Annotated in this window: 16 protein-coding genes; 15 read left to right on the forward strand and 1 reads right to left on the reverse strand. The window is 69.5% G+C overall.

Features of this window, described 5'->3' with window-relative positions:
* Nucleotides 1–165: 165 nt before the first annotated feature.
* From B7K20_RS07505 to B7K20_RS07555, 11 genes are all read left to right on the forward strand, one after another.
* Nucleotides 166–1896 carry an HNH endonuclease signature motif containing protein gene (locus tag B7K20_RS07505; protein WP_159449360.1) on the forward strand — a complete coding sequence of 577 codons (1731 nt, stop codon included), beginning with the start codon at nt 166–168 and terminating at the stop codon, nt 1894–1896.
* 205 nt (nt 1897–2101) lie between these two features.
* Nucleotides 2102–2650, forward strand: a complete 549-nt coding sequence (gene pyrR, locus B7K20_RS07510; RefSeq protein ID WP_084101917.1) for a bifunctional pyr operon transcriptional regulator/uracil phosphoribosyltransferase PyrR — start codon at nt 2102–2104, stop codon at nt 2648–2650.
* A complete protein-coding gene (locus B7K20_RS07515) occupies nt 2647–3630 on the forward strand; it encodes an aspartate carbamoyltransferase catalytic subunit (RefSeq protein WP_084101918.1) in 984 nt (327 codons plus the stop codon). Before pyrR ends, B7K20_RS07515 begins: the two co-directional genes overlap by 4 nt.
* Nucleotides 3627–4940, forward strand: a complete 1314-nt coding sequence (locus tag B7K20_RS07520; protein WP_084101919.1) for a dihydroorotase — start codon at nt 3627–3629, stop codon at nt 4938–4940. Before B7K20_RS07515 ends, B7K20_RS07520 begins: the two co-directional genes overlap by 4 nt.
* Complete coding sequence (gene carA / locus B7K20_RS07525) at nt 4937–6085, forward strand: glutamine-hydrolyzing carbamoyl-phosphate synthase small subunit (protein ID WP_084101920.1); 1149 nt, start codon at nt 4937–4939, stop codon at nt 6083–6085. Before B7K20_RS07520 ends, carA begins: the two co-directional genes overlap by 4 nt.
* Nucleotides 6085–9378, forward strand: coding sequence for a carbamoyl-phosphate synthase large subunit (carB, locus tag B7K20_RS07530; RefSeq protein ID WP_084101921.1), 3294 nt, complete (start codon nt 6085–6087; stop codon nt 9376–9378). Before carA ends, carB begins: the two co-directional genes overlap by 1 nt.
* Nucleotides 9379–9477: 99 nt before the next feature.
* Nucleotides 9478–10320, forward strand: coding sequence for an orotidine-5'-phosphate decarboxylase (gene pyrF, locus B7K20_RS07535; protein ID WP_200809048.1), 843 nt, complete (start codon nt 9478–9480; stop codon nt 10318–10320).
* Between the two features lie 39 nt (nt 10321–10359).
* Nucleotides 10360–10674: an integration host factor, actinobacterial type gene (gene mihF / locus B7K20_RS07540; RefSeq protein WP_084101922.1), complete on the forward strand. Its 315-nt coding sequence runs from the start codon at nt 10360–10362 to the stop codon at nt 10672–10674.
* Nucleotides 10671–11225, forward strand: a complete 555-nt coding sequence (gene gmk, locus B7K20_RS07545) for a guanylate kinase (RefSeq protein ID WP_084101923.1) — start codon at nt 10671–10673, stop codon at nt 11223–11225. The genes mihF and gmk overlap by 4 nt, the downstream gene beginning before the upstream one ends.
* 48 nt (nt 11226–11273) lie before the next feature.
* A complete protein-coding gene (gene rpoZ, locus B7K20_RS07550; RefSeq protein ID WP_084101924.1) occupies nt 11274–11543 on the forward strand; it encodes a DNA-directed RNA polymerase subunit omega in 270 nt (89 codons plus the stop codon).
* Nucleotides 11544–11549: 6 nt separating this feature from the next.
* Nucleotides 11550–12821, forward strand: coding sequence for a phosphopantothenate--cysteine ligase family flavoprotein (locus B7K20_RS07555; protein ID WP_084101925.1), 1272 nt, complete (start codon nt 11550–11552; stop codon nt 12819–12821).
* 25 nt (nt 12822–12846) lie between these two features.
* Here B7K20_RS07555 and B7K20_RS07560 read toward each other — a convergent pair whose 3' ends face one another.
* Nucleotides 12847–13359 (reverse strand): YpsA SLOG family protein, encoded by a 513-nt coding sequence (locus B7K20_RS07560; RefSeq protein WP_144018587.1) that lies wholly within the window; start codon nt 13357–13359, stop codon nt 12847–12849.
* 163 nt (nt 13360–13522) lie between these two features.
* Between B7K20_RS07560 and metK the strand changes: the two genes are divergently transcribed.
* The 4 genes from metK to B7K20_RS07580 all read left to right on the forward strand — a co-directional run bounded on the left by metK (nt 13523) and on the right by B7K20_RS07580 (nt 19227).
* Nucleotides 13523–14692, forward strand: coding sequence for a methionine adenosyltransferase (metK, locus tag B7K20_RS07565; RefSeq protein WP_084101927.1), 1170 nt, complete (start codon nt 13523–13525; stop codon nt 14690–14692).
* 120 nt (nt 14693–14812) lie between these two features.
* Nucleotides 14813–16789, forward strand: coding sequence for a hypothetical protein (locus tag B7K20_RS07570; protein ID WP_234985769.1), 1977 nt, complete (start codon nt 14813–14815; stop codon nt 16787–16789).
* A 51-nt stretch (nt 16790–16840) separates the two neighbouring features.
* Entirely contained in the window at nt 16841–17776 is a 936-nt protein-coding gene (gene fmt, locus B7K20_RS07575; protein WP_084101929.1) for a methionyl-tRNA formyltransferase, read from the forward strand.
* Nucleotides 17776–19227 (forward strand): RsmB/NOP family class I SAM-dependent RNA methyltransferase, encoded by a 1452-nt coding sequence (locus tag B7K20_RS07580; protein WP_084101930.1) that lies wholly within the window; start codon nt 17776–17778, stop codon nt 19225–19227. The genes fmt and B7K20_RS07580 overlap by 1 nt, the downstream gene beginning before the upstream one ends.
* The last annotated feature ends 7 nt before the right edge of the window (nt 19228–19234 follow it).

The raw sequence follows: 19234 nt of genomic DNA on the forward strand, positions 1-19234 counted from the left end.
TTCTGGTGTGATGTTGGTATGAGCATTTCTTCCGTTTCGTCGCCTGGGGTTGCCCCCGCGGGGAGTCCCCGTGCTGTGCGTGAGGCGCGGCGTGCTGAGGTGGGGTTGTCGGTGCGTCGGGCGTTGGTGCGTGGGGACGCGCTCACGTTTGCTCAGGTTGCGGCGATGAGTGATGAGGCGTTGGCAGATCTGGGCTTCGCTGTCGGTGCCGTGCGTCAGGACGCTGACCGGATGATGGCGGTCATTGCAGCGGAGACAAAGAAACGGTCGGAGAAGTCGACCCGTGGGGTGGGGTTCGCGCGCGGTCAGGGCCATCGCAATGCGCCCGGGATGGTGGAGAAGCAGACCGGGGTGTCGGGGCCGGAAGCAAAGCGTCTGATCGAGCTGGGCGAGACTCTCGCGGACGCGGAGCGGGCCGCCGCTGTGGACCAGAACGGTCAGGATGCTCGGCAGAAGTCGCCAGTCCTGGACGTCTCGCCGTCGGGTCCGGTGTTCGTGCATGTGGCGGCGGCGTCGCGTGCGGGACAGTTGGGTGCGGAGGGCGCGACCGCGATCACCAGGATGCTGCGTGGCGTGTCCGACCGTGCTGACGCTCATCTCATGGTCGAGGCGGAAAAGGACTTGGTGTCCAAGGCCCGCTTCATGTCGTTGTACCGGCTTGGGCAGGCCGTCGATCGGTGGCGCGATCGTCTCGATGCCGATCATCTGGAAGAACTCGCTCAGGAGCGTCGTGACCGTCGCTATCTGAATGTGGGTGAGACGGCGGACGGCATGATCCGTGTCAACGGGCAGCTTGATCCCGAAAACGGTGCACCCCTGGTGGCGATCATGGGAGCGATGGTCAACAAGCAGTTCCGCACCAACAAGCAGGCCCGTGACGCCGAAAGGCAGGGTCATGTCGTCACGATTGATGAGCGCACGCCGGGACAAGTGTGTGCGGATGCGATGGGCGCGTTCGCGAGGCATATGGCCGGCTGTAACGTCGAGGTGTTGCCCCACGCCAGCGCGCAGGTGATCGTGACGATGGACTACGACACGATGCTGGCTGCCGCGCAAGGCGACGGCACGCTCGGTGCGACGATTGAGGGTTTGTCGACGACTCCGGACGCGGGTGAGCTGCGCCGCATGATGGCCCGCGCGGGCATGATCCCTTCGGTCCTAGGCAAGCGCTCACGCACACTGGATGTGGGCTATAGCGGCCGGTCTTTCAACCCCGCCCAACGCATCGCGATCCTCAAGCGTGACGGAGGATGTGCGAAGTGTTCACTGCCGGCCGCGTGGGATGACTGCCACCACATCATCCCCGTCGAGTTTGGTGGAAAGTCTGAAACCAAGAACGCCGTCACGTTGTGTGCGAAGTGTCATCATGACGTGCACCGTGAAGGCTGGGTCATCGTGGCCACCGAAACCGAGGTGTGGTTCATCCCGCCGGCACATTTGGATCCGGAACGCACTCCCCAACCCGGTGGCAGGAGACTGTTCGACGCGACCGCAACCTATGGCGACCACCTGCCCGACCCCGCCGACGTCATCGCCCGGACCCCCATCGCCGCCACCAAAGCCGGCGACCACCGACGACGAGCGGTCCGAACATCCGAGCCGACAGCCCCGTCGGCTCCGCCCGGCGTGCCTAGCGCGAACGACCGACAAAGCCCGCCATCGATACCTCGGCGCTCTGGAACGTCCGCCTGCGCGATGGACCCTGGACCGAGCATCAGCACACTCGTCGGTGACCGCGATTTCCTGGCAGGTGAAGGCGTGAGGTCGCACAAGTCCCGACGACGTCCGAACCGACGAATCCGCACGAGATCACCCCAGTACCGGTGTGTGCAGATACGTCGGATTCAGCCGGGCCTTCGTGTCGACTTCGCCGGGATGGTGCATGCCCCGCCGTAGCGCGCCCGGGGCAGGGGAGGCGAACGCGAAAGACGTGGAGGACGAAACGGGAGCATGCCCGCACGGGCGACCCACGCATCGGCCGTTCGATGGACGTCACGCCTGCCCGCCGGTCCACGCAACCCCGCCCGACCAGGTACGCTAATCAGCGAACACCGACATCCTTTAAGGACCGTCCAGAGAGGCGGGGAAGGAGGTCGCCAGGATGACTGGGACCATTCTCGGTGCGTCTGATATCGGACGCGCCCTCACACGCATCGCGCACGAGATCCTCGAGCGCAACGAAGGCCACGAGGACATCGTTCTCCTCGGCATCCCGACCAGGGGAGTGCCCCTGGCCCATCGCCTCGCCGCGAATATCGCCGAGGTCGAGCCCGGGTTCGACGCCAAGCAGCGCACCGGCTCCCTCGACATCACCATGTACCGGGACGACCTGCGCAGCCAGCCCACCCGCACCATCGGCGCCACCACGCTGCCGCCCGAGGGCATCGACGGCAAGGTCGTCGTGCTGGTGGACGATGTCTTCCACACCGGCCGCACCATCCGCGCCGCCCTCGACGCCATCAAGGACGAGGGCCGCCCCGCCGCCGTCCAACTCGCCGTGCTGGTCGATCGCGGCCACCGCGAGCTGCCCATTCGCGCCGACTTCGTGGGCAAGAACATCCCCACCTCGCGCTCCGAGCGCGTCGACGTGCACCTGACCGAGACCGGCGACGGCGAAGACGCCGTCACCCTGACGGGAGGCCGCGCGTGAAGCACCTGCTCGGCACCCAGAACCTCTCGCGCGAGGACGCCGTTCTCATCCTCGACACCGCAGGCCAGATGGCCGCCACGCAGGAGCGCGAGATCCGCAAGCTCCCCACCCTGCGCGGCCGCACCGTGGTGAACCTCTTCTTCGAGGACTCCACCCGCACGCGCATCTCCTTTGAGGCCGCCGCCAAGCGCCTCAGCGCCGACGTGATCAACTTCTCCGCCAAGGGCTCGAGCCTGTCCAAGGGCGAGTCCCTCAAGGACACCGCCCTCACCCTGCAGGCCATGGGCGCCGATGCCGTCGTGGTCCGCCATTGGGCCTCCGGCGCCGCCCAGCGCCTCGCCGAGTCCGGCTGGCTCCACGGCTCCGTCAGCGTCCTCAACGCCGGTGACGGCACCCACCAGCACCCCACGCAGGCGTTGCTCGATGCCTTCACCATGCGTCGCCACCTGATGGCCACCAACCTCGGCGACAGCGTCGACGGCAAGGGCCTCGACGGCCTCACCGTCGCGATCGTCGGCGACGTGCTGCACTCGCGCGTGGCCGGCTCCAACATCGCCCTGTTGCGCACCCTCGGAGCGAAGGTCGTCGTCGTCGCCCCGCCCACGCTGCTGCCCTACGGCCTGGAGCGTGACGGGGGAGTGTCGGTCCACTTCACGCTCGACGACGCCCTCGAGGCGCACGACCTGGACGCGATCATGATGCTGCGCGTCCAGCGCGAACGCATGACCGGCGGCGGCTCCGGGTTCTTCCCCAGCCCCGAGGAGTACACGCGACTGTTCGGTCTGGATCGCGCCCGCATGGACCGCATGCCCGGGCACGCCATCATCCTTCACCCCGGCCCCATGAACCGCGGCCTGGAGATCTCCGCGGAGGCGGCCGACTCGCCGCGCTCCGTCATCGTCGAACAGGTCAGCAACGGCGTCGCCGTCCGCATGGCCGCCCTGTACCTGCTGCTTTCCGGAGAGGAGGCCTCCGCGTGAGCGCCCCCATCGTCATCACCCACGTGTCGCTCTACGGCGACACCCCGTCCGACATCGTCATCGTCGACGGCACCATTTCTTCCTTGACGGCGGCCGATGCGCCCGCCGAGGCTCGTACCATCGACGGTACCGGTCTGGTCGCCCTTCCGGGCTTGGTTGACCTCCACACTCACCTTCGTGAGCCCGGTCGGGAGGACGCCGAGACCATCGAGACCGGGTCCCGCTCGGCAGCGCGCGGCGGCTTCACCGCCGTCCACGCCATGGCCAACACGACGCCCACCGCGGACACCGCCGGCGTGGTCGAGCTCGTCGCGAGCCGCGGCCGCGAGGTGGGCCTGGTCGACGTCTACCCGGTCGGCGCCGTCACGGTGGGGCTCAATGGCACCCAACTGTCCGAGATGGGCGCCATGGCCAACTCCCGTGCCCAGGTGCGGGTCTTTAGCGACGACGGCAAGTGCGTGCACGACCCGCTGCTCATGCGCCGCGCCCTCGAATACGTGAAGACCTTCGACGGCGTCATCGCCCAGCACGCGCAGGAGCCGCGCCTCACCGAGGGCTCGCAGATGCATGAGGGCCTCGTCTCGGCCGAGCTGGGACTGGCCGGATGGCCCGCCGTCGCCGAGGAGTCGATCATCGCCCGCGACGTGCTCCTCGCCGAACACGTCGGCTCGCGCGTGCACATCTGCCACCTCTCGACTGCGGGCTCCGTGGACATCGTTCGCTGGGCCAAGGCCCGAGGCATTCAGGTGACGGCCGAGGCCATGCCGCACCACCTGCTGCTGACCGACGAGTCCGCCCGCGGCTACGACCCCCGCTTCAAGGTCAACCCGCCGTTGCGCACCCAGGAGGACGTCGACGCCCTGCGCGCCGGTCTCGAGGACGGCACCATCGACATCGTGGCCACCGACCACGCGCCGCACCCGGACGAGGACAAGGACTGCGAGTGGGGCGCCGCCGCCTTCGGCATGATCGGCCTCGAGACCGCACTCGGCATCGTCCAGAAGACCATGGTCGACACCGGACGTCTCACCTGGCGCGACGTGGCCCGTATCCTGTCGGAAACCCCGGCCAGCATCGGCCGCGACGAGGCCCACGGCCGCCCCCTCGCCGTCGGCGAACCCGCCAACATCACGCTGGTGGACCCCGCCGCCGCCTGGACGGTGGACCCCGCGGGCACCGACTCGCGCAGCAACAACTCGCCGTTCGGCGGGATCGAGCTTCCGGGACGTGCCGTCGCGACCTTCCTGCGCGGCACCCCCACCTATATCGACGACCGTTTCACCGCGCTGACAGAAGGAGCCCCCGCGTGACCGACTCCACCGCGCTGCTCGTCCTTGAGGACGGCCGCACCTTTGAGGGCAAGGCGTACGGCGCCACCGGCCAGACCCTGGGCGAGATCGTCTTCAACACCGGCATGACCGGCTACCAGGAGACCCTCACCGACCCGTCGTATCACCGTCAGATCGTCGTGATGACCGCGCCGCACATCGGCAACACCGGCGTGAACGACGAGGACGACGAGAGCCGCAAGATCTGGGTCGCCGGCTACGTGGTGCGCGACCCTGCACGCAAGCCCTCCAACTGGCGCTCGCAGCGCAACTTGGAGGATGACCTCCGTGACCAGGGGATCGTCGGCATCTCGGGCATCGACACGCGGCAGCTGACGCGCATCCTGCGCGAGGGCGTCATGCGCGCCGGCGTCTTCTCCGGTGAGGCGCTCGCCCCGGGCGGGGTGCGTTGTGACACCGAGGAACTGGTCGAGCGCGTCAAGGGTGCCGAGTCCATGGCCGGCGCCCACCTCGCCGACGATGCTTCGACCGACGAGGCCTACGTGGTGGAGCCCCCGGCCGGCGTCGACACCGTCGCGAACGTGGTCGCGGTGGATCTCGGCATTAAGGCCATGACCCCGCAGATGATGGCCGAGCGCGGCATCCGCGTCACCGTGGTGCCCTCCGATTGGACCGCTGAGCAGATCCTCGAGTCCCAGCCCGACGGCGTCTTCTACTCGAACGGCCCCGGCGACCCGGCCGCCGCCGAGCGCTCCGTCGCGACCCTGAAGCAGATCCTCGACACCAAGACGCCGTTCTTCGGCATCTGCTTCGGCAACCAGCTGCTGGGCCGCGCCCTCGGGTTTGGCACCTACAAGCTCCAGTTCGGCCACCGCGGCATCAACCAGCCCGTCATGGACCGCACCACCGGCAAGGTCGAGGTCACCGCGCACAACCACGGCTTCGCCGTCGACGCGCCTCTCGACGGTGACACCGACAGCCCCGCGGGCTACGGCCGCGTCAAGGTCAGCCACGTGTGCCTCAACGACGACGTGGTCGAGGGCCTCGAATGCCTCGACCTTCCCGCCTTTTCCGTCCAGTACCACCCCGAGGCCGCTGCCGGCCCCCACGATGCGGCATACCTGTTCGACCGCTTCGTGGACGTCATGAAGGGAGTGCGCGCCTGATGCCCAAGCGCGACGACATCAACTCCGTGCTGGTCATCGGGTCCGGCCCGATCGTCATCGGCCAGGCCTGCGAGTTCGACTACTCCGGCACCCAGGCCTGCCGCGTCCTCAAGTCCGAGGGTGTGCGGGTGATCCTGCTGAACTCCAACCCGGCGACCATCATGACGGACCCCGAGTTCGCGGACGCGACCTACGTGGAGCCCATCACCACCGAGGTGATCGAGGCGATCATCGCCAAGGAGCGCCCCGACGCCCTCCTGCCGACCCTGGGTGGCCAGACCGCTCTCAACGCCGCCATCTCCGCGGCCGAGGCCGGCATCCTTGACAAGTACGACGTCGAGCTCATCGGCGCCAACCTCGAGGCCATCAACCTGGGCGAGAACCGCGAGCTGTTCAAGGGCGTCGTGGAGCGCTGCGGCGCCGACTCGGCCCGCTCCGCCATCTGCCACACCATGGACGAGTGCCTCGCGGCCGCCGAAGACCTGAACTATCCGGTCGTGGTGCGTCCGTCCTTCACCATGGGAGGCCTGGGCTCGGGCTTTGCGTGGAACGAGGAGGACCTGCGCCGCATCGCCGGTGCGGGCCTGCACTATTCGCCCACCACCGAGGTGCTCCTCGAGGAGTCCATCCTCGGCTGGAAGGAGTACGAGCTCGAGCTCATGCGCGACCGCAACGACAACGTTGTGGTCGTCTGCTCCATCGAGAACGTCGACCCCGTGGGCGTCCACACCGGTGACTCCGTCACCGTGGCCCCCGCCATGACCCTGACCGACCGCGAGTACCAGCGCATGCGTGACGTGGGCATCGCGATCATTCGCGAGGTCGGCGTCGACACCGGCGGCTGCAACGTCCAGTTCGCCGTCGAGCCCGACACGGGCCGCCTCATCGTCATCGAGATGAACCCCCGCGTGTCGCGCTCGTCCGCGCTCGCCTCGAAGGCCACGGGCTTCCCGATCGCCAAGATCGCGGCCCGCCTGGCACTGGGCTACACGCTCGACGAAATCCCGAACGACATCACCGGCTCCACGCCCGCATCCTTCGAGCCCACGCTCGACTACGTCGTCGTCAAGGTGCCCCGCTTCGCCTTCGAGAAGTTCCCCGCCGCCGACCCGATCCTCACCACCACCATGAAGTCGGTGGGCGAGGCCATGGCCATCGGCCGTAACTTCACCGAGGCGCTCGGCAAGGCGCTGCGCTCCATCGACAAGCGCGCCGCCAACTTCCACTGGGAGGGCGAGGCGCCCGACGCAACGGCCGCCAAGGAGCTCCTCGAGAAGATCACCATTCCTACTGACGAGCGCTTCATCCAGGTGCAGCAGCTCCTGCGCGGCGTCCTCGCCGGCACGGTGACCATGGAGGAGATCTTCGACGCGTGCAAGATCGACCCCTGGTTCCTGGACCAGATGCTGCTGATGAATGAGATCGCCGCAGCCACGGCATCGGCCCCCCAGTTGACCGCCGAGGTGCTTCGCGAAGCGAAGCGACACGGCCTCGCCGATACCCAGATCGCACAGCTGCGCGGCCTCACGGTGGAGGACGTCTACGCCGCCCGCGCCGAGCTGGGCGTGCAGCCCGTCTACAAGACGGTCGACACCTGTGCCGCCGAGTTCGCGGCCCGCACGCCGTACCACTACAGCTCGTACGACGCCGAGAACGAGGTGGCCCCGCGCGAGCGTGAGGCGATCATCATCCTCGGCTCGGGCCCCAACCGCATCGGCCAGGGAATCGAGTTCGACTACTCCTGCGTCCACGCGGCCCTGAGCCTCAAGGACCAGTACGAGACCGTCATGGTCAACTGCAACCCCGAGACGGTCTCGACCGACTACGACACGGCCAACCGCCTGTACTTCGAGCCGTTGACGTTCGAGGACGTCATGGCCGTGTACGAGGCGGAGAAGGCCGCCGGACCGGTCAAGGGCATGTTCGTGCAGCTGGGCGGCCAGACGCCCCTGTCGCTCGCACAGCGGTTGGCCGATGCCGGCGTTCCGATCCTTGGCACCTCACCCGAGGCGATCGACAATGCCGAGGACCGCGCGGCCTTCGGCCGCGTCCTCGACGAGGCCGGCGTCCCCGCCCCCGACTACGGCACGGCTCACGGCATCGACGAGGCCATCGAGATTGCGGGCCGCATCGGCTACCCGGTCCTGGTGCGTCCCTCCTACGTGCTCGGCGGCCGCGGCATGGAGATCGTCTACGACAAGGCGCAGCTCGAGGACTACGGCACCCGCATGGACTCGATCGGCGACCACGCCACGGACGCGCCGCTGCTGATCGATCGCTTCTTGGACGACGCGATCGAGATCGACGTCGACGCGCTGTACGACGGCGAGGAGCTCTTCCTCGGCGGCGTCATGGAGCACATCGAAGAGGCGGGCATCCACTCGGGCGACTCGGCCTGCGTGCTGCCCCCGGTGACGCTGTCCTCGGCGGAGCTGAAGCGCATCCGCGAGGCGACCGAGGCGCTGGCCAAGGGCATCGGCGTGCGCGGCCTCATGAATGTTCAGTACGCGCTCGTCTCCGACGTGCTCTACGTTCTCGAGGCCAACCCGCGCGCGTCGCGCACCGTGCCGTTCGTCGCGAAGGCCACCGGGGTGCCGCTGGCCAAGGCCGCGTCGCTCCTCATGGCAGGCACGTCGATCGCACAGTTGAAGGCCGATGGCGTGCTGCCGGCCGAAGGCGCCGAGAAACTCGACATGAACCAGCGCATCGCCGTCAAGGAGGCGGTGCTGCCGTTCAAGCGCTTCCGCACCCACGAGGGCAACGTCGTGGACTCGGTGCTGGGCCCCGAGATGCGCTCGACGGGCGAGGTCATGGGCTTCGACGAGACCTTCCCGCTCGCGTTCGCGAAGTCGCAGGCCGCCGCGTTCGGCGGGCTGCCCACCGAGGGCAAGGCGTTCGTGTCGGTCGCCGACCGCGACAAGCGCGAGATCTCCTTCCCGGTGGCACGCCTGCACCAGATGGGCTTCGAGATCCTCGCGACCGCTGGCACCGCACAGGTGTTGGGGCGCTACGGGATTCCGACCACCATCGTGCGCAAGTACTCCGAGGGCACCGGTCCGAACGGTGAGCCGACCATTGTCGACCTCATCTCCGCGGGCGAGGTGCCACTGGTCGTGAACACGCCCGAGGGCCAGGGCGCGCGCGCCGACGGCTACGAGATTCGCGCGGCCGCCACGGCGCACGATGCGGCCATCGTCACCACCACCCAGCAGCTCGCCGCGGCCGTTCAGGCCATCGAGGCGCGCCGCCAGGGACCGTTCGAGGTGCTGAGCCTGCAGGAGGCCACGGCCTAAGCAATTCTCCACGGGACGTTCGGTCCCCGTGCAGGATGCGTCATCGCAGGTAACATGGCTTTCATGAGGGCGGGATACCCGCCGGCGAAGGAGAACGGAATGCGTTTCGGAGCGCGGCTCGCGGCCGCCATGGAGCGGCACGGACCGCTGTGCGTGGGCGTCGACCCCCACACGGCCCTGCTGGCTCAATGGGGCCTGCCCGACTCCCCGGACGGCCTCGCGGCCTTCTCCGACACTGTCGTGAAGGCCGCGGCGGGGGAGGCGGCGGCGATCAAGCCGAACATCGCGTTCTACGAACGTCACGGCTCGGCGGGCATCGCGGTGCTCGAGCGCCTGTTGGCCGACGCGCGTTCCGCCTCGCTGCTGACCGTCATGGACGCCAAGCGTGGCGACATCGGCTCCACCATGGCGGGCTACGCCGACGCGTTCCTTCGCCCCGGCTCGCCCCTGGAGTCGGATTCCGTGACGGTTTCTCCGTACCTCGGCTTCGGTTCGCTGCAGCCGGCGCTGTCGCTTGCGGCGGAGCACGGCAAGGGAATCTTCGTGCTCGCCCTCACCTCGAATCCTGAGGGACCCGAGGTGCAGCATGCACGAGCGGCCGGCGGCGAAGCCGTCGCTGCCGCGCTGGTGAGGCAGGCATCGGCTCTGAACGATGGCGTGGAACCGATGGGTGACGTAGGCCTGGTGGTCGGGGCGACAGTGGGCTCGGCGGTGTCGGATCTCGGCATCGACCTCGACGGTCTGAATGGACCGATCCTTGCGCCGGGTGTAGGCGCACAGGGAGCGGGACCGGCGGAGTTGTCCCAGGTATTCGGGAACTCTCGGCGTCACGTACTCGTCAATCAGTCGAGAGGCGTTCTCGCTGAGGGACCGTCCCTGGACAAGTTGCGTTCTGCGGTGCGCGAGGCATCGGACGCGGCACAAGCGGCCCTGCTGGGTTGACCCCCCGTCAGGACCCGTTCTCGGAAAGGTAGTGAGCAAGTGGCGACACCAGAACTCACGGACGAGCAGCGCGCACAGGCGCTGGTCAAGGCCACGGCGGTGCGCAGCGCGCGTCGCGTTTTCAAGGAAGAGCTCGCACGCGGCGAGATGAGCCTCGAGCAGGCCATCGATCGCGCGAAGTCTGACGATGCCCTCGCGGGCATCCGCGTGCGCGACCTCCTGCAGTGTCTTCCCGGCATCGGCCCCAAGCGAGCCGAGACGGCGATGGAGGAGATCGGCATTTCCCAGGCGCGTCGCATTCGCGGGCTCGGTGCCCACCAGGTGGCCGCGCTGGTCGAGCGCGAGGGTCGATGAGTCGACTCGTCGTCCTGGCGGGCCCCACCGCCGTCGGTAAGGGCACGCTGGTCCGGGCGTTGAAGGAACGACACCCGGATGTGTGGCTGTCGGTGTCCGCGACCACGCGCGCACCCCGGCCGGGGGAGACCGATGGTGTCGAGTATCACTTTGTGACGCCGTCGGAGTTTGACGCCATGATCGAGGCCGACGAGCTGCTCGAGTGGGCGACCGTGCACGGCACCCACCGCTACGGTACGCCCCGAGGCCCGGTGCTCACGCACCTCGCCGACGGCGACCCGTCGTTGCTGGAGATCGACCTTCAAGGGGCGAGGCTCGTCAAGGAGTCGATGCCCGAGGCGCTGTTCGTGTTCGTGGAACCGCCGTCCTGGGACGAGCTGGTACGCCGGCTCGTGGGCCGGGGCACCGAGACGTCTGCCGAAAGGGAGCGTCGCCTGGAGACCGCGCGCGAGGAGCTCGCGGCCGTCTCCGAATTTGATCGTGTGATCGTCAACGACGATCTTGACCGCGCCGTCGACGAGTTGGAAGCCCTCGTGAGGGACCCGCGCTAGACTGGTGCGGTGGACTTGAAACGCAGCAACAACGTGAGGAAGTAAATCGTGGCTGGAACCGTCGCACACCCCGAGGGCATCACCAACCCGCCCATCGACGAGCTGCTCGAGAAGGTCGACTCCAAGTACGCGCTCGTGATCTACGGCTCCAAGCGTGCCCGCCAGATCAACTCGTACTACGAGGCCCTGGGCGAGGGTCACTTCGAGAACGTGGGCCCGCTCGTCGAGGCCGACTCGACCGACAAGCCCCTCTCCGTCGCCCTGCGCGAGATCAACGAGGGCAGCCTGCTCAACCTGGGCAACACCGAGGAGCAGTAAGGCTCAATGCGCGTCCTCCTGGGCGTCACCGGCGGTATCGCGGCATATAAGGCCGCGCTGGTGCTCCGGTTACTCAAGGAGGACGGCCACGACGTCCGCGTGATTCCTACCGCGGCGTCGCTCAATTTTGTGGGACGCGCCACCTGGGAGGCGCTGTCCGGACACCCTGCACCGACGGACACGTTCGAGGACGTGCCGTCGGTGCAGCACGTTCGGCTGGGGCAGAGGGCCGATGCCGTGGTCGTCGCTCCCGTGACAGCCGACTTCTTGGCGCAAATGGCCGCCGGTCGTGCCACCGACCTGCTCGGCAACGCGCTGCTCGCGACCGAGGCGCCGGTGCTGGTCTGTCCTGCGATGCATACCGAGATGTGGAACGACCCCTCGGTCGTCGCCAATGTCGAGACACTGCGCTCGCGCGGGGTGACGGTGCTCGAGCCCGCCGTAGGACGCCTGACGGGGCCCGACTCCGGGCCGGGCCGTCTGCCCGACCCCGAGGTCATCGTGGCCGCGCTGTACGACACGGTCGGCGCCGGCTCGTCTGGCACGTCGCTTGGTGGCGCAATTGGCGGCGCAAATGGAGACAATCGCGCCACAAACGGCTCCTGGGGCGACCTCGAAGGCGCACATGTCCTCATCTCGGCGGGTGGAACTCGCGAGCCCATCGACGCTGTGCGCTACCTGGGGAACCGCTCCTCGGGTCATCAAGGTCTTGCACTAGCCGAGGCCGCCCGCGAACGTGGCGCCACCGTCACCGTCGTGGCCGCTAACGTGACGCTGCCGCTGGGGGAGGGCATCGAGCGCGTGGACGTCGAGACCGCGGCGGAGCTCGCGGAGGCCGTTCGCTCCCGTGCCGCGACGGCTGACATCGTCATCATGGCCGCCGCCGTTGCCGACTATCGCGTCGCCGAGGTGGCCTCCACCAAGCTGAAGAAGGAAGGCGAGTCCGGGTTGACGCTCGAGCTCGTTCAGACCGAGGACATTCTCGCCGGGCTCGCCGCGTCGAAGCGGCCGGGACAGGTGGTCGTGGGCTTCGCCGCCGAGACCGGTGACGCCGCCGGCACGGTGCTCGAGCATGGCGCAGCCAAGGCGCGCCGCAAGGGCGCCGACCTCCTCGTCGTGAACGAGGTGGGGGAGTCGAAGGGCTTCGGCACCCCCGACAACACGGTCACCATGCTCGACGCCGCCGGCGAGCCCGTCGCCCAGGCGAGCGGTACGAAGCTGGCCGTTGCGCACGCGGTCCTGGACGGCATCGGCCGTCTGCAAGACACGGCCTCATAGAGTCCGCCGGCCGCGTCTCGGGGGGTCAGGCCCGGTCGAGCTCCAACAGGTCGGAGACAAACCCCTGTGCCGCCTGCTGAGCGCCCGGCCATTCCGACTCTCGGGGGCCCACGACGTTGACAATCAGTTCACGGCCGACCTTGCTGAGCCAAGCGAAGGCTGCATCGGCCGTGGCGGGGGTGACCAGACACGGGCGGCGTAGCTCCTGCGCCGTGGCGATGGCGCGTGTGGAGCCCGGGGAGACGGCGGGGTCACCGATGACGAGCGTGACGTGGGCGTCGCGTACGTTGAGGCGGGTACGGATCGCGGGGTCGTCGGACATCGTCGGCTTCAGGCCGGGATAGTCGATCAGTACTCCGGGAGCGTAGGGCTTGTCCTCGGCGAGGCCACCGGCCGGAACCCAGCCCCCGTGGACCACGTCGCCCGCGATCGCGGCGTCGAGGGCGCCGCGGTCTACGCCGGTCTGGCCGCCCGAGATGATGCGGGCGATGACACCACCCGTGCCCGTGACCTCGTCGGCCCGTGTCCCTCCTCGCATGGTGACGAACCTAGTGGGACGTGCCGGATATGGGAACGGGTCCGAGGTCCTAGAGCGAACTCTGCGGCGGGGCTCGCATGGCTGGGCGCCACCCGGCCCGCACACCGGCGTCGCATACCGGCGCCGCACCCCGGCGTCGGACCCGGCCAGTAGGCTTGCGGGCATGTCTGACCTTCGCCTTTTCACCTCCGAATCCGTCACCGAGGGCCACCCCGACAAGGTGTGCGACCAGGTCTCCGACGCGATCCTCGACGCCATGCTCGAGCAGGATCCCGCTGCGCGCGTTGCCGTGGAGACCATGGTGACGACCGGCCTGGTGCACGTCGCGGGCGAGGTCACCACCGAGGCGTACGTCGACATTCCTGGCACCATCAGGGACGTCGTGACGGGGATTGGCTACACGTCCTCGAAGGTGGGCTTCGATGGTGACTCGTGCGGCGTGTCGGTGTCCATCGGGGAGCAGAGCCCAGACATCTGGGCCGGCGTGGGGTCCGCGACCGATACGGACGGCACCGAACTGGGCGCGGGCGACCAGGGCCTGATGTTCGGCTATGCGTGCACCGACACGCCCGAGCTCATGCCGCTCCCCATCGCCATGGCTCACCGGCTCACCCAGCGCCTGGCGCACGTACGCAAGGACGGCGCCGTCGAGGGCCTGCGCCCGGATGGCAAGGCCCAGGTGACCATCGGCTACGACGGCGAGACGGCTCGCACCGTCGACACGGTGGTGCTGTCGAGCCAGCATCAGGAGTCGTGGGAGACGCAGGCGCTGCGCGCGGCGCTCGAGGAGGCCGTGATCGCGCCCGTCCTCGAGGGCTATGACCTCGATGCCACCGGCCACCGCAGCCTCATCAACCCCACCGGTCGCTTCGAGATCGGCGGCCCCAAGGGCGACGCGGGCCTCACGGGCCGCAAGATCATCGTCGACACCTACGGCGGCATGGCCCGTCACGGCGGCGGAGCCTTCAGCGGCAAGGATCCGTCGAAGGTGGACCGCTCTGCCGCGTACGCCATGCGATGGGTCGCCAAAAATGTCGTGGCCGCCGGCCTCGCCACGCGCTGTGAGGTGCAGGTCGCGTACGCCATCGGCACGGCGCACCCCGTAGGCCTGTACGTCGAGACGTTCGGCACCGCGACCGTCGACCCCGCGCGCATCGAGGCTGCGATCAAGGAGGTCTTCGACCTGCGGCCGACCGCGATCATCGACGCCCTCGACCTGCGCCGCCCCATCTACCGCGCAACCGCCGCCTATGGCCACTTTGGCCGCGAGCTGCCCGACTTCACGTGGGAGCGGACCGACCGTGCCGAGGCGCTGGCGAGCGCGGCGCAGTAGGGGTGCGCGCCATCACCAGGACGCTCTGACGTGACCGACTCTGTAGCGGGCGACGGCGCTCTCTTCGCGCTGCCGACGTCCGCGACGGCTCCCAAGTCAACGCGCGGCAAGTCAAAGGGCGTGGCGAAGCGGCAAAGGGACGAGCCACCGGAGGAAACGGGCCCCGTCGCACGCGTTCGCGTCGATAGCCCCCTGCCTCACCTCGACCAGGCATGGGACTACCGAGTCCCAGAGAAACTCGTCGACACCGTGAAGATAGGCTCTCGCGTGCGGGTGCTGATGAACGGGAAATTGGTCTCCGCCGTCGTCACTGACGTACTCGAGGAGAGCGACTTCGACGGAGCGTTGGCGAAGGTCCAGTCGTCCTCGAAGATGCCGTCCTTCACCGCGGACGCCGTTGCTCTCGCCCAGCACGTTGCGCGGCGGTACGGAGGCTCGACCTGGGATGTGTTGCGACTCATGGCGCCGCCGCGGGTGCTCGCGGTGGAGAAGCGCGAGTGGCCTTCGCCGGAGCCCGATCCCGCGTATGCGAAGGCACGCGCGCTCACCGCGCACGACCTTGTCGGAGCCGGTCTGAGCGTGGGACCGGGGGACCGCGTGGTCTGGCAGGGCCTACCCGACGAAAACCCACGCACTTCCGTGCCCGCCCAAGCTCTCGTCGAGGCGGCGCTGCAAGCGGTAGGCGAGACAGCATCGGCCATCCTGGTGGTTCCGGATGCCCGTGGGATCCGTGCGGTACTCGCCGAGTGCGAACGGCGGGGCCTCGCGCGCTGGACGTCGCGCGCCGGGGGACAGGTGGCGGTGCTGGACTCGGACGACGGGCCTACGCAACGCTTCGGCTCTTACCTCGCTGCCATGCACGGGCACGCGCGCATCGTCGTCGGCACCCGGCCCGCGGTCATGCAGCCGGTCCCGCAGTTAGCCCTCCTGGCCTTGTGGGACGAGGCCAACACGGTCTACGAGGAGCTTCACGCCCCCTATCTGCACGCGCGCACGGTTGCGGCGATGCGCGCGGAGGATGGTTCCGCGGTCGTGATCGGCGGCTACGCGCTGAGCGCCGACGCGACCGCGCTCGTCGAGAACGGGTGGGCCCGCGCGGCGGTCCCGTCGCGAGACGTGGTGCGCGATGCGGTGCCAGCGATGGATGTGATGACCGCCGAGCGCCGTGAGGCCGAGGGGCCGAGCGGGTGGCACTGGATGCCAGGCAGCGCGTGGCGCTCGCTCACCAAGGCGCTCGAGAGCGGGCCCGTGGCGGTCATGGTGCCCCGTGCGGGCTACGTCCATGCGGCCGCGTGCGCCACGTGCGACGCGTGGGCGGTGTGCCGGCAGTGCGAGTCGCCCCTCGCGCTGGCGAGCGCGGGCGCCGATCCAGTGTGCGTTGAGAACAAGCACCCGCAGCCCGATTGGCACTGCCCCGAATGCCACGGCAACCGCCTCAAGCACCTGCGCCAGGGCATCGAACGCATCGCGGAACAACTGTCCAGGATGGCGCCTGGCGTGCCTCTGACGGTGTCGAGCGCGGCCACGGGCGTCGTCGACGATCACGCCGTGACGGAAGGCATCGTCGTTGCCACGCCCGCGGCCCTCCCGGCCGTCGAGGGCGGTTACGCACACCTCGTCGTCGTCGACGCAGGCGTGCCCGCGCATGCCGGGCTTGGTGCGGAGCTCAGGGCCGTACGGTGGTGGCTCAACGCATCGGCCCTGGTGCGAAGCCGCAGCGATGGGGGAGCGGTCACTGTGGTGGGCGAGCTGCCGGACGTGACCCGACGAGCGCTGTCGACGTGGTCGCCCGTGGACGCCGCGCGCGCCGAGTACGCCGAGCGTGCACCGCTGGGGTTCCCGCCTCATCGGCGCCACGTGCACGTCAGCGGCGACCAGTGGACGGTCGACGGTGCGCTCCGCGACGCCGGTGTGCGCGACGGACACGACGGCGCCACGGTGATCCCGCGCCCTGACGGTGCCTCGGTGCTGGTGCCACGGGGCCGCGCTCAGGCGGTCGTGGATGCGCTACGCGTCACGCAGCAGCGCCTGTCAGCCGGCGGCGGGAAGGCCGGGGAGCAGCTCCGGCTCAAGGTGGACGGGCCGCTGGATCTCTAGCGTCCGACCACGCGCAATACCCGTCGACGCACCCCGCCTACGATGGTCCCTATGCGCCTGATCTTCGCCGGAACCCCCGACGTCGCCGTGCCCGCGCTCGAGGCGCTGATCGCCTCGGAGCACGAGATTGCAGCGGTCATCACCCAACCCGACGCCCGCGGCAAGCGGGGCAAGACGCTGCACCCCAGCCCAGTCAAGGAAGCGGCCCAGGCACACGGCCTCACGGTCCTCGACCCCGCCGACGCCAAGGACCCCGAGTTCATCGCGCAGGTCGCCGCCCTTGAGGCCGACGCCGCCGCTGTCGTCGCCTACGGCCAGATCCTGCGCCCCGCGCTGCTCGCCGCGACCGCGCACGGCTGGGTCAACCTGCACTTCTCGGTGCTGCCCGCCTGGCGCGGCGCCGCCCCGGTCCAGCGCAGTCTCATGGCCGGCGACGAGATCACGGGCGCCACGACCTTCCTGCTCGACAAGGGCATGGACACCGGCCCGGTCATCGGCACCATGACCGAGCGCATCCGTGCCATGGACACCGCCGGCGACCTCTTGGATCGCCTGGCGCAGGCCGGCGCGCCCTTCCTGCTGCAGTCCATCGAGGCACTGGTGAGCGGCGCCGCCGTCCCGCAGGCCCAGCCCGAGGACGGCGTGAGTCACGCCGCCAAGCTCACCCGCGAGGACGCCTATGTCGTCTGGGACCGCCCGGCACACATCGTTGATCGCCAGATCCGCGGCTGCACGCCCGCGCCCGGCGCGTGGACCACGCTGCCCGACGGCTCCGTCGCGAAGCTCGGCCCCGTGAGCCCCCTCGCCGACGGCCCCACCGGCACGCCCGGGCACGTGTTCGAGCACGACGGCCGTGTCGTCGTCGCGACCGGCTCGACCCCGGTCGCGCTTGGCACCATCGCGCCCGCGGGCAAGAAGCCCATGGCCGCCACCGACTGGTGGCGCGGCGCTCGCCTGGGCGAGGACGCCATCCTGGGGGAGGCGTGATGGCGGCCGATGCGCCCCGCGGCTCGCGCTCGGAAGGCCAGCGCCGCTCGGGTCGCCCGCCCCGCACCGATCCCGCGCGACGCGCGGCCTTCGATGTCGCCTACGCCGTTGAGACCGAGGATGGCTACGCGAACCTCATCATGCCCGGCATCCTCAAGCAGCACCGCCTGAGTGGCCGGGACGCGGGCTTCGCCACGGAGTTGGCCTACGGCGCCCTTCGCGGCCGCGGGCTCTACGACGCGATCATCTCGGATGCCGCTCGCCGCCCCGCAGACTCCTTGGACCACGACCTCGTGGTCGCCCTGCGCCTGGGCGCTCACCAGGCCCTCGCCATGCGCGTTCCCGCGCACGCGGCGGTCTCCGAAACCGTCGACCTGGTCCGCGCCGTCAACGGCCGCGCCGCCGGGATCGCCAACGCCGTGATGCGCCGCATCACCGAGCGCGACCTCGACACGTGGTTGGCCCGCGTCGCCCCTGGGACGAGCCGCGAGGCGCAGGCCATCCGTCACTCGCACCCCGCCTGGGTGGTGGGCGAGCTCGAGTACGCCCTGGCCGCCGACGGGCGCCCCGGCGAGCTGACGCAGCTCCTCGAGGCGGATAACACTCCTGCCTCAGTGACGCTCGTCGCGCGCCCCGGGCTGATCGATCGCGCGGAGCTCCAACGCCAGGCAGACGGCACTCCCACGGTGTACTCGCCGCTCGGCGTCACGCTCAAGGGCGGGGCACCCGGTGACATCGACGCCGTCGCAGACGGCACTGCCGCGGTGCAGGACGAGGGCAGCCAGATCGCCGCTCTCGCGCTGGTGCACGCGGACGCCGCGATGCCTGGGCGCGCGCGTCCCGAGGGTGCACCCGGCGGCCCCGTCATCGACCCCGGCGAACGCTGGCTCGACATGTGCGCGGGCCCCGGAGGCAAGGCGGCCCTGCTCGCGGCGGCGGCCTCGGAGGGCATGGCGAACCTCGACGCACTCGAGCTCCACGAACACCGCGCCGACCTGGTTCGTCGCTCCCTCAAGGCCATCCCCGAGGGCGTTGCCACCGTGCACCGCGCCGACGCCCGCACCTGGGAGCCGTCCGAGCCGTACGACCGCATCCTGCTCGACGCCCCTTGCACTGGCCTCGGCGCCCTTCGGCGTCGACCCGAGGCGCGCTGGCGCAGGCGCATCGAGGACCTCGACGATTTGGTCGACCTCCAGCACGCCCTCATCGCGCACGCGGGCAGCCTGCTCGCCGAGGGCGGCGTGCTCGCCTACGTCACCTGCTCGCCCGTGCTCGCCGAAACCCTCGACGTGGTCCGCGACAGCGGACTCGTGACGCTCGATACGCGACTGGCTGTCGCATCGGCCACCGGAACCGAGCCCAGCGAATGGGGGAGCGGTCCGCACGTCCAACTGTGGCCGCACGCCCATGGCACGGACGCGATGTTCATCCAACTGCTGACCCGGGCGTGAGGCTGGC

The sequence above is a fragment of the Demequina sp. NBRC 110051 genome (genome assembly GCF_002090055.1).
Taxonomy (GTDB): domain Bacteria; phylum Actinomycetota; class Actinomycetes; order Actinomycetales; family Demequinaceae; genus Demequina.

Coding starts and splice junctions, on each gene's coding strand:
- pyrR (WP_084101917.1), top strand. CDS start 2,102: ATGACTGGGACCATTCTCGGTGCGTCTGATATCGGACGCGCCCTCACA.
- B7K20_RS07555 (WP_084101925.1), top strand. CDS start 11,550: ATGCGCGTCCTCCTGGGCGTCACCGGCGGTATCGCGGCATATAAGGCC.
- B7K20_RS07560 (WP_144018587.1), bottom strand. CDS start 13,359: ATGCGAGGAGGGACACGGGCCGACGAGGTCACGGGCACGGGTGGTGTC.
- B7K20_RS07505 (WP_159449360.1), top strand. CDS start 166: ATGAGTGATGAGGCGTTGGCAGATCTGGGCTTCGCTGTCGGTGCCGTG.
- carB (WP_084101921.1), top strand. CDS start 6,085: ATGCCCAAGCGCGACGACATCAACTCCGTGCTGGTCATCGGGTCCGGC.
- gmk (WP_084101923.1), top strand. CDS start 10,671: ATGAGTCGACTCGTCGTCCTGGCGGGCCCCACCGCCGTCGGTAAGGGC.
- metK (WP_084101927.1), top strand. CDS start 13,523: ATGTCTGACCTTCGCCTTTTCACCTCCGAATCCGTCACCGAGGGCCAC.
- fmt (WP_084101929.1), top strand. CDS start 16,841: ATGCGCCTGATCTTCGCCGGAACCCCCGACGTCGCCGTGCCCGCGCTC.
- pyrF (WP_200809048.1), top strand. CDS start 9,478: ATGCGTTTCGGAGCGCGGCTCGCGGCCGCCATGGAGCGGCACGGACCG.
- B7K20_RS07580 (WP_084101930.1), top strand. CDS start 17,776: ATGGCGGCCGATGCGCCCCGCGGCTCGCGCTCGGAAGGCCAGCGCCGC.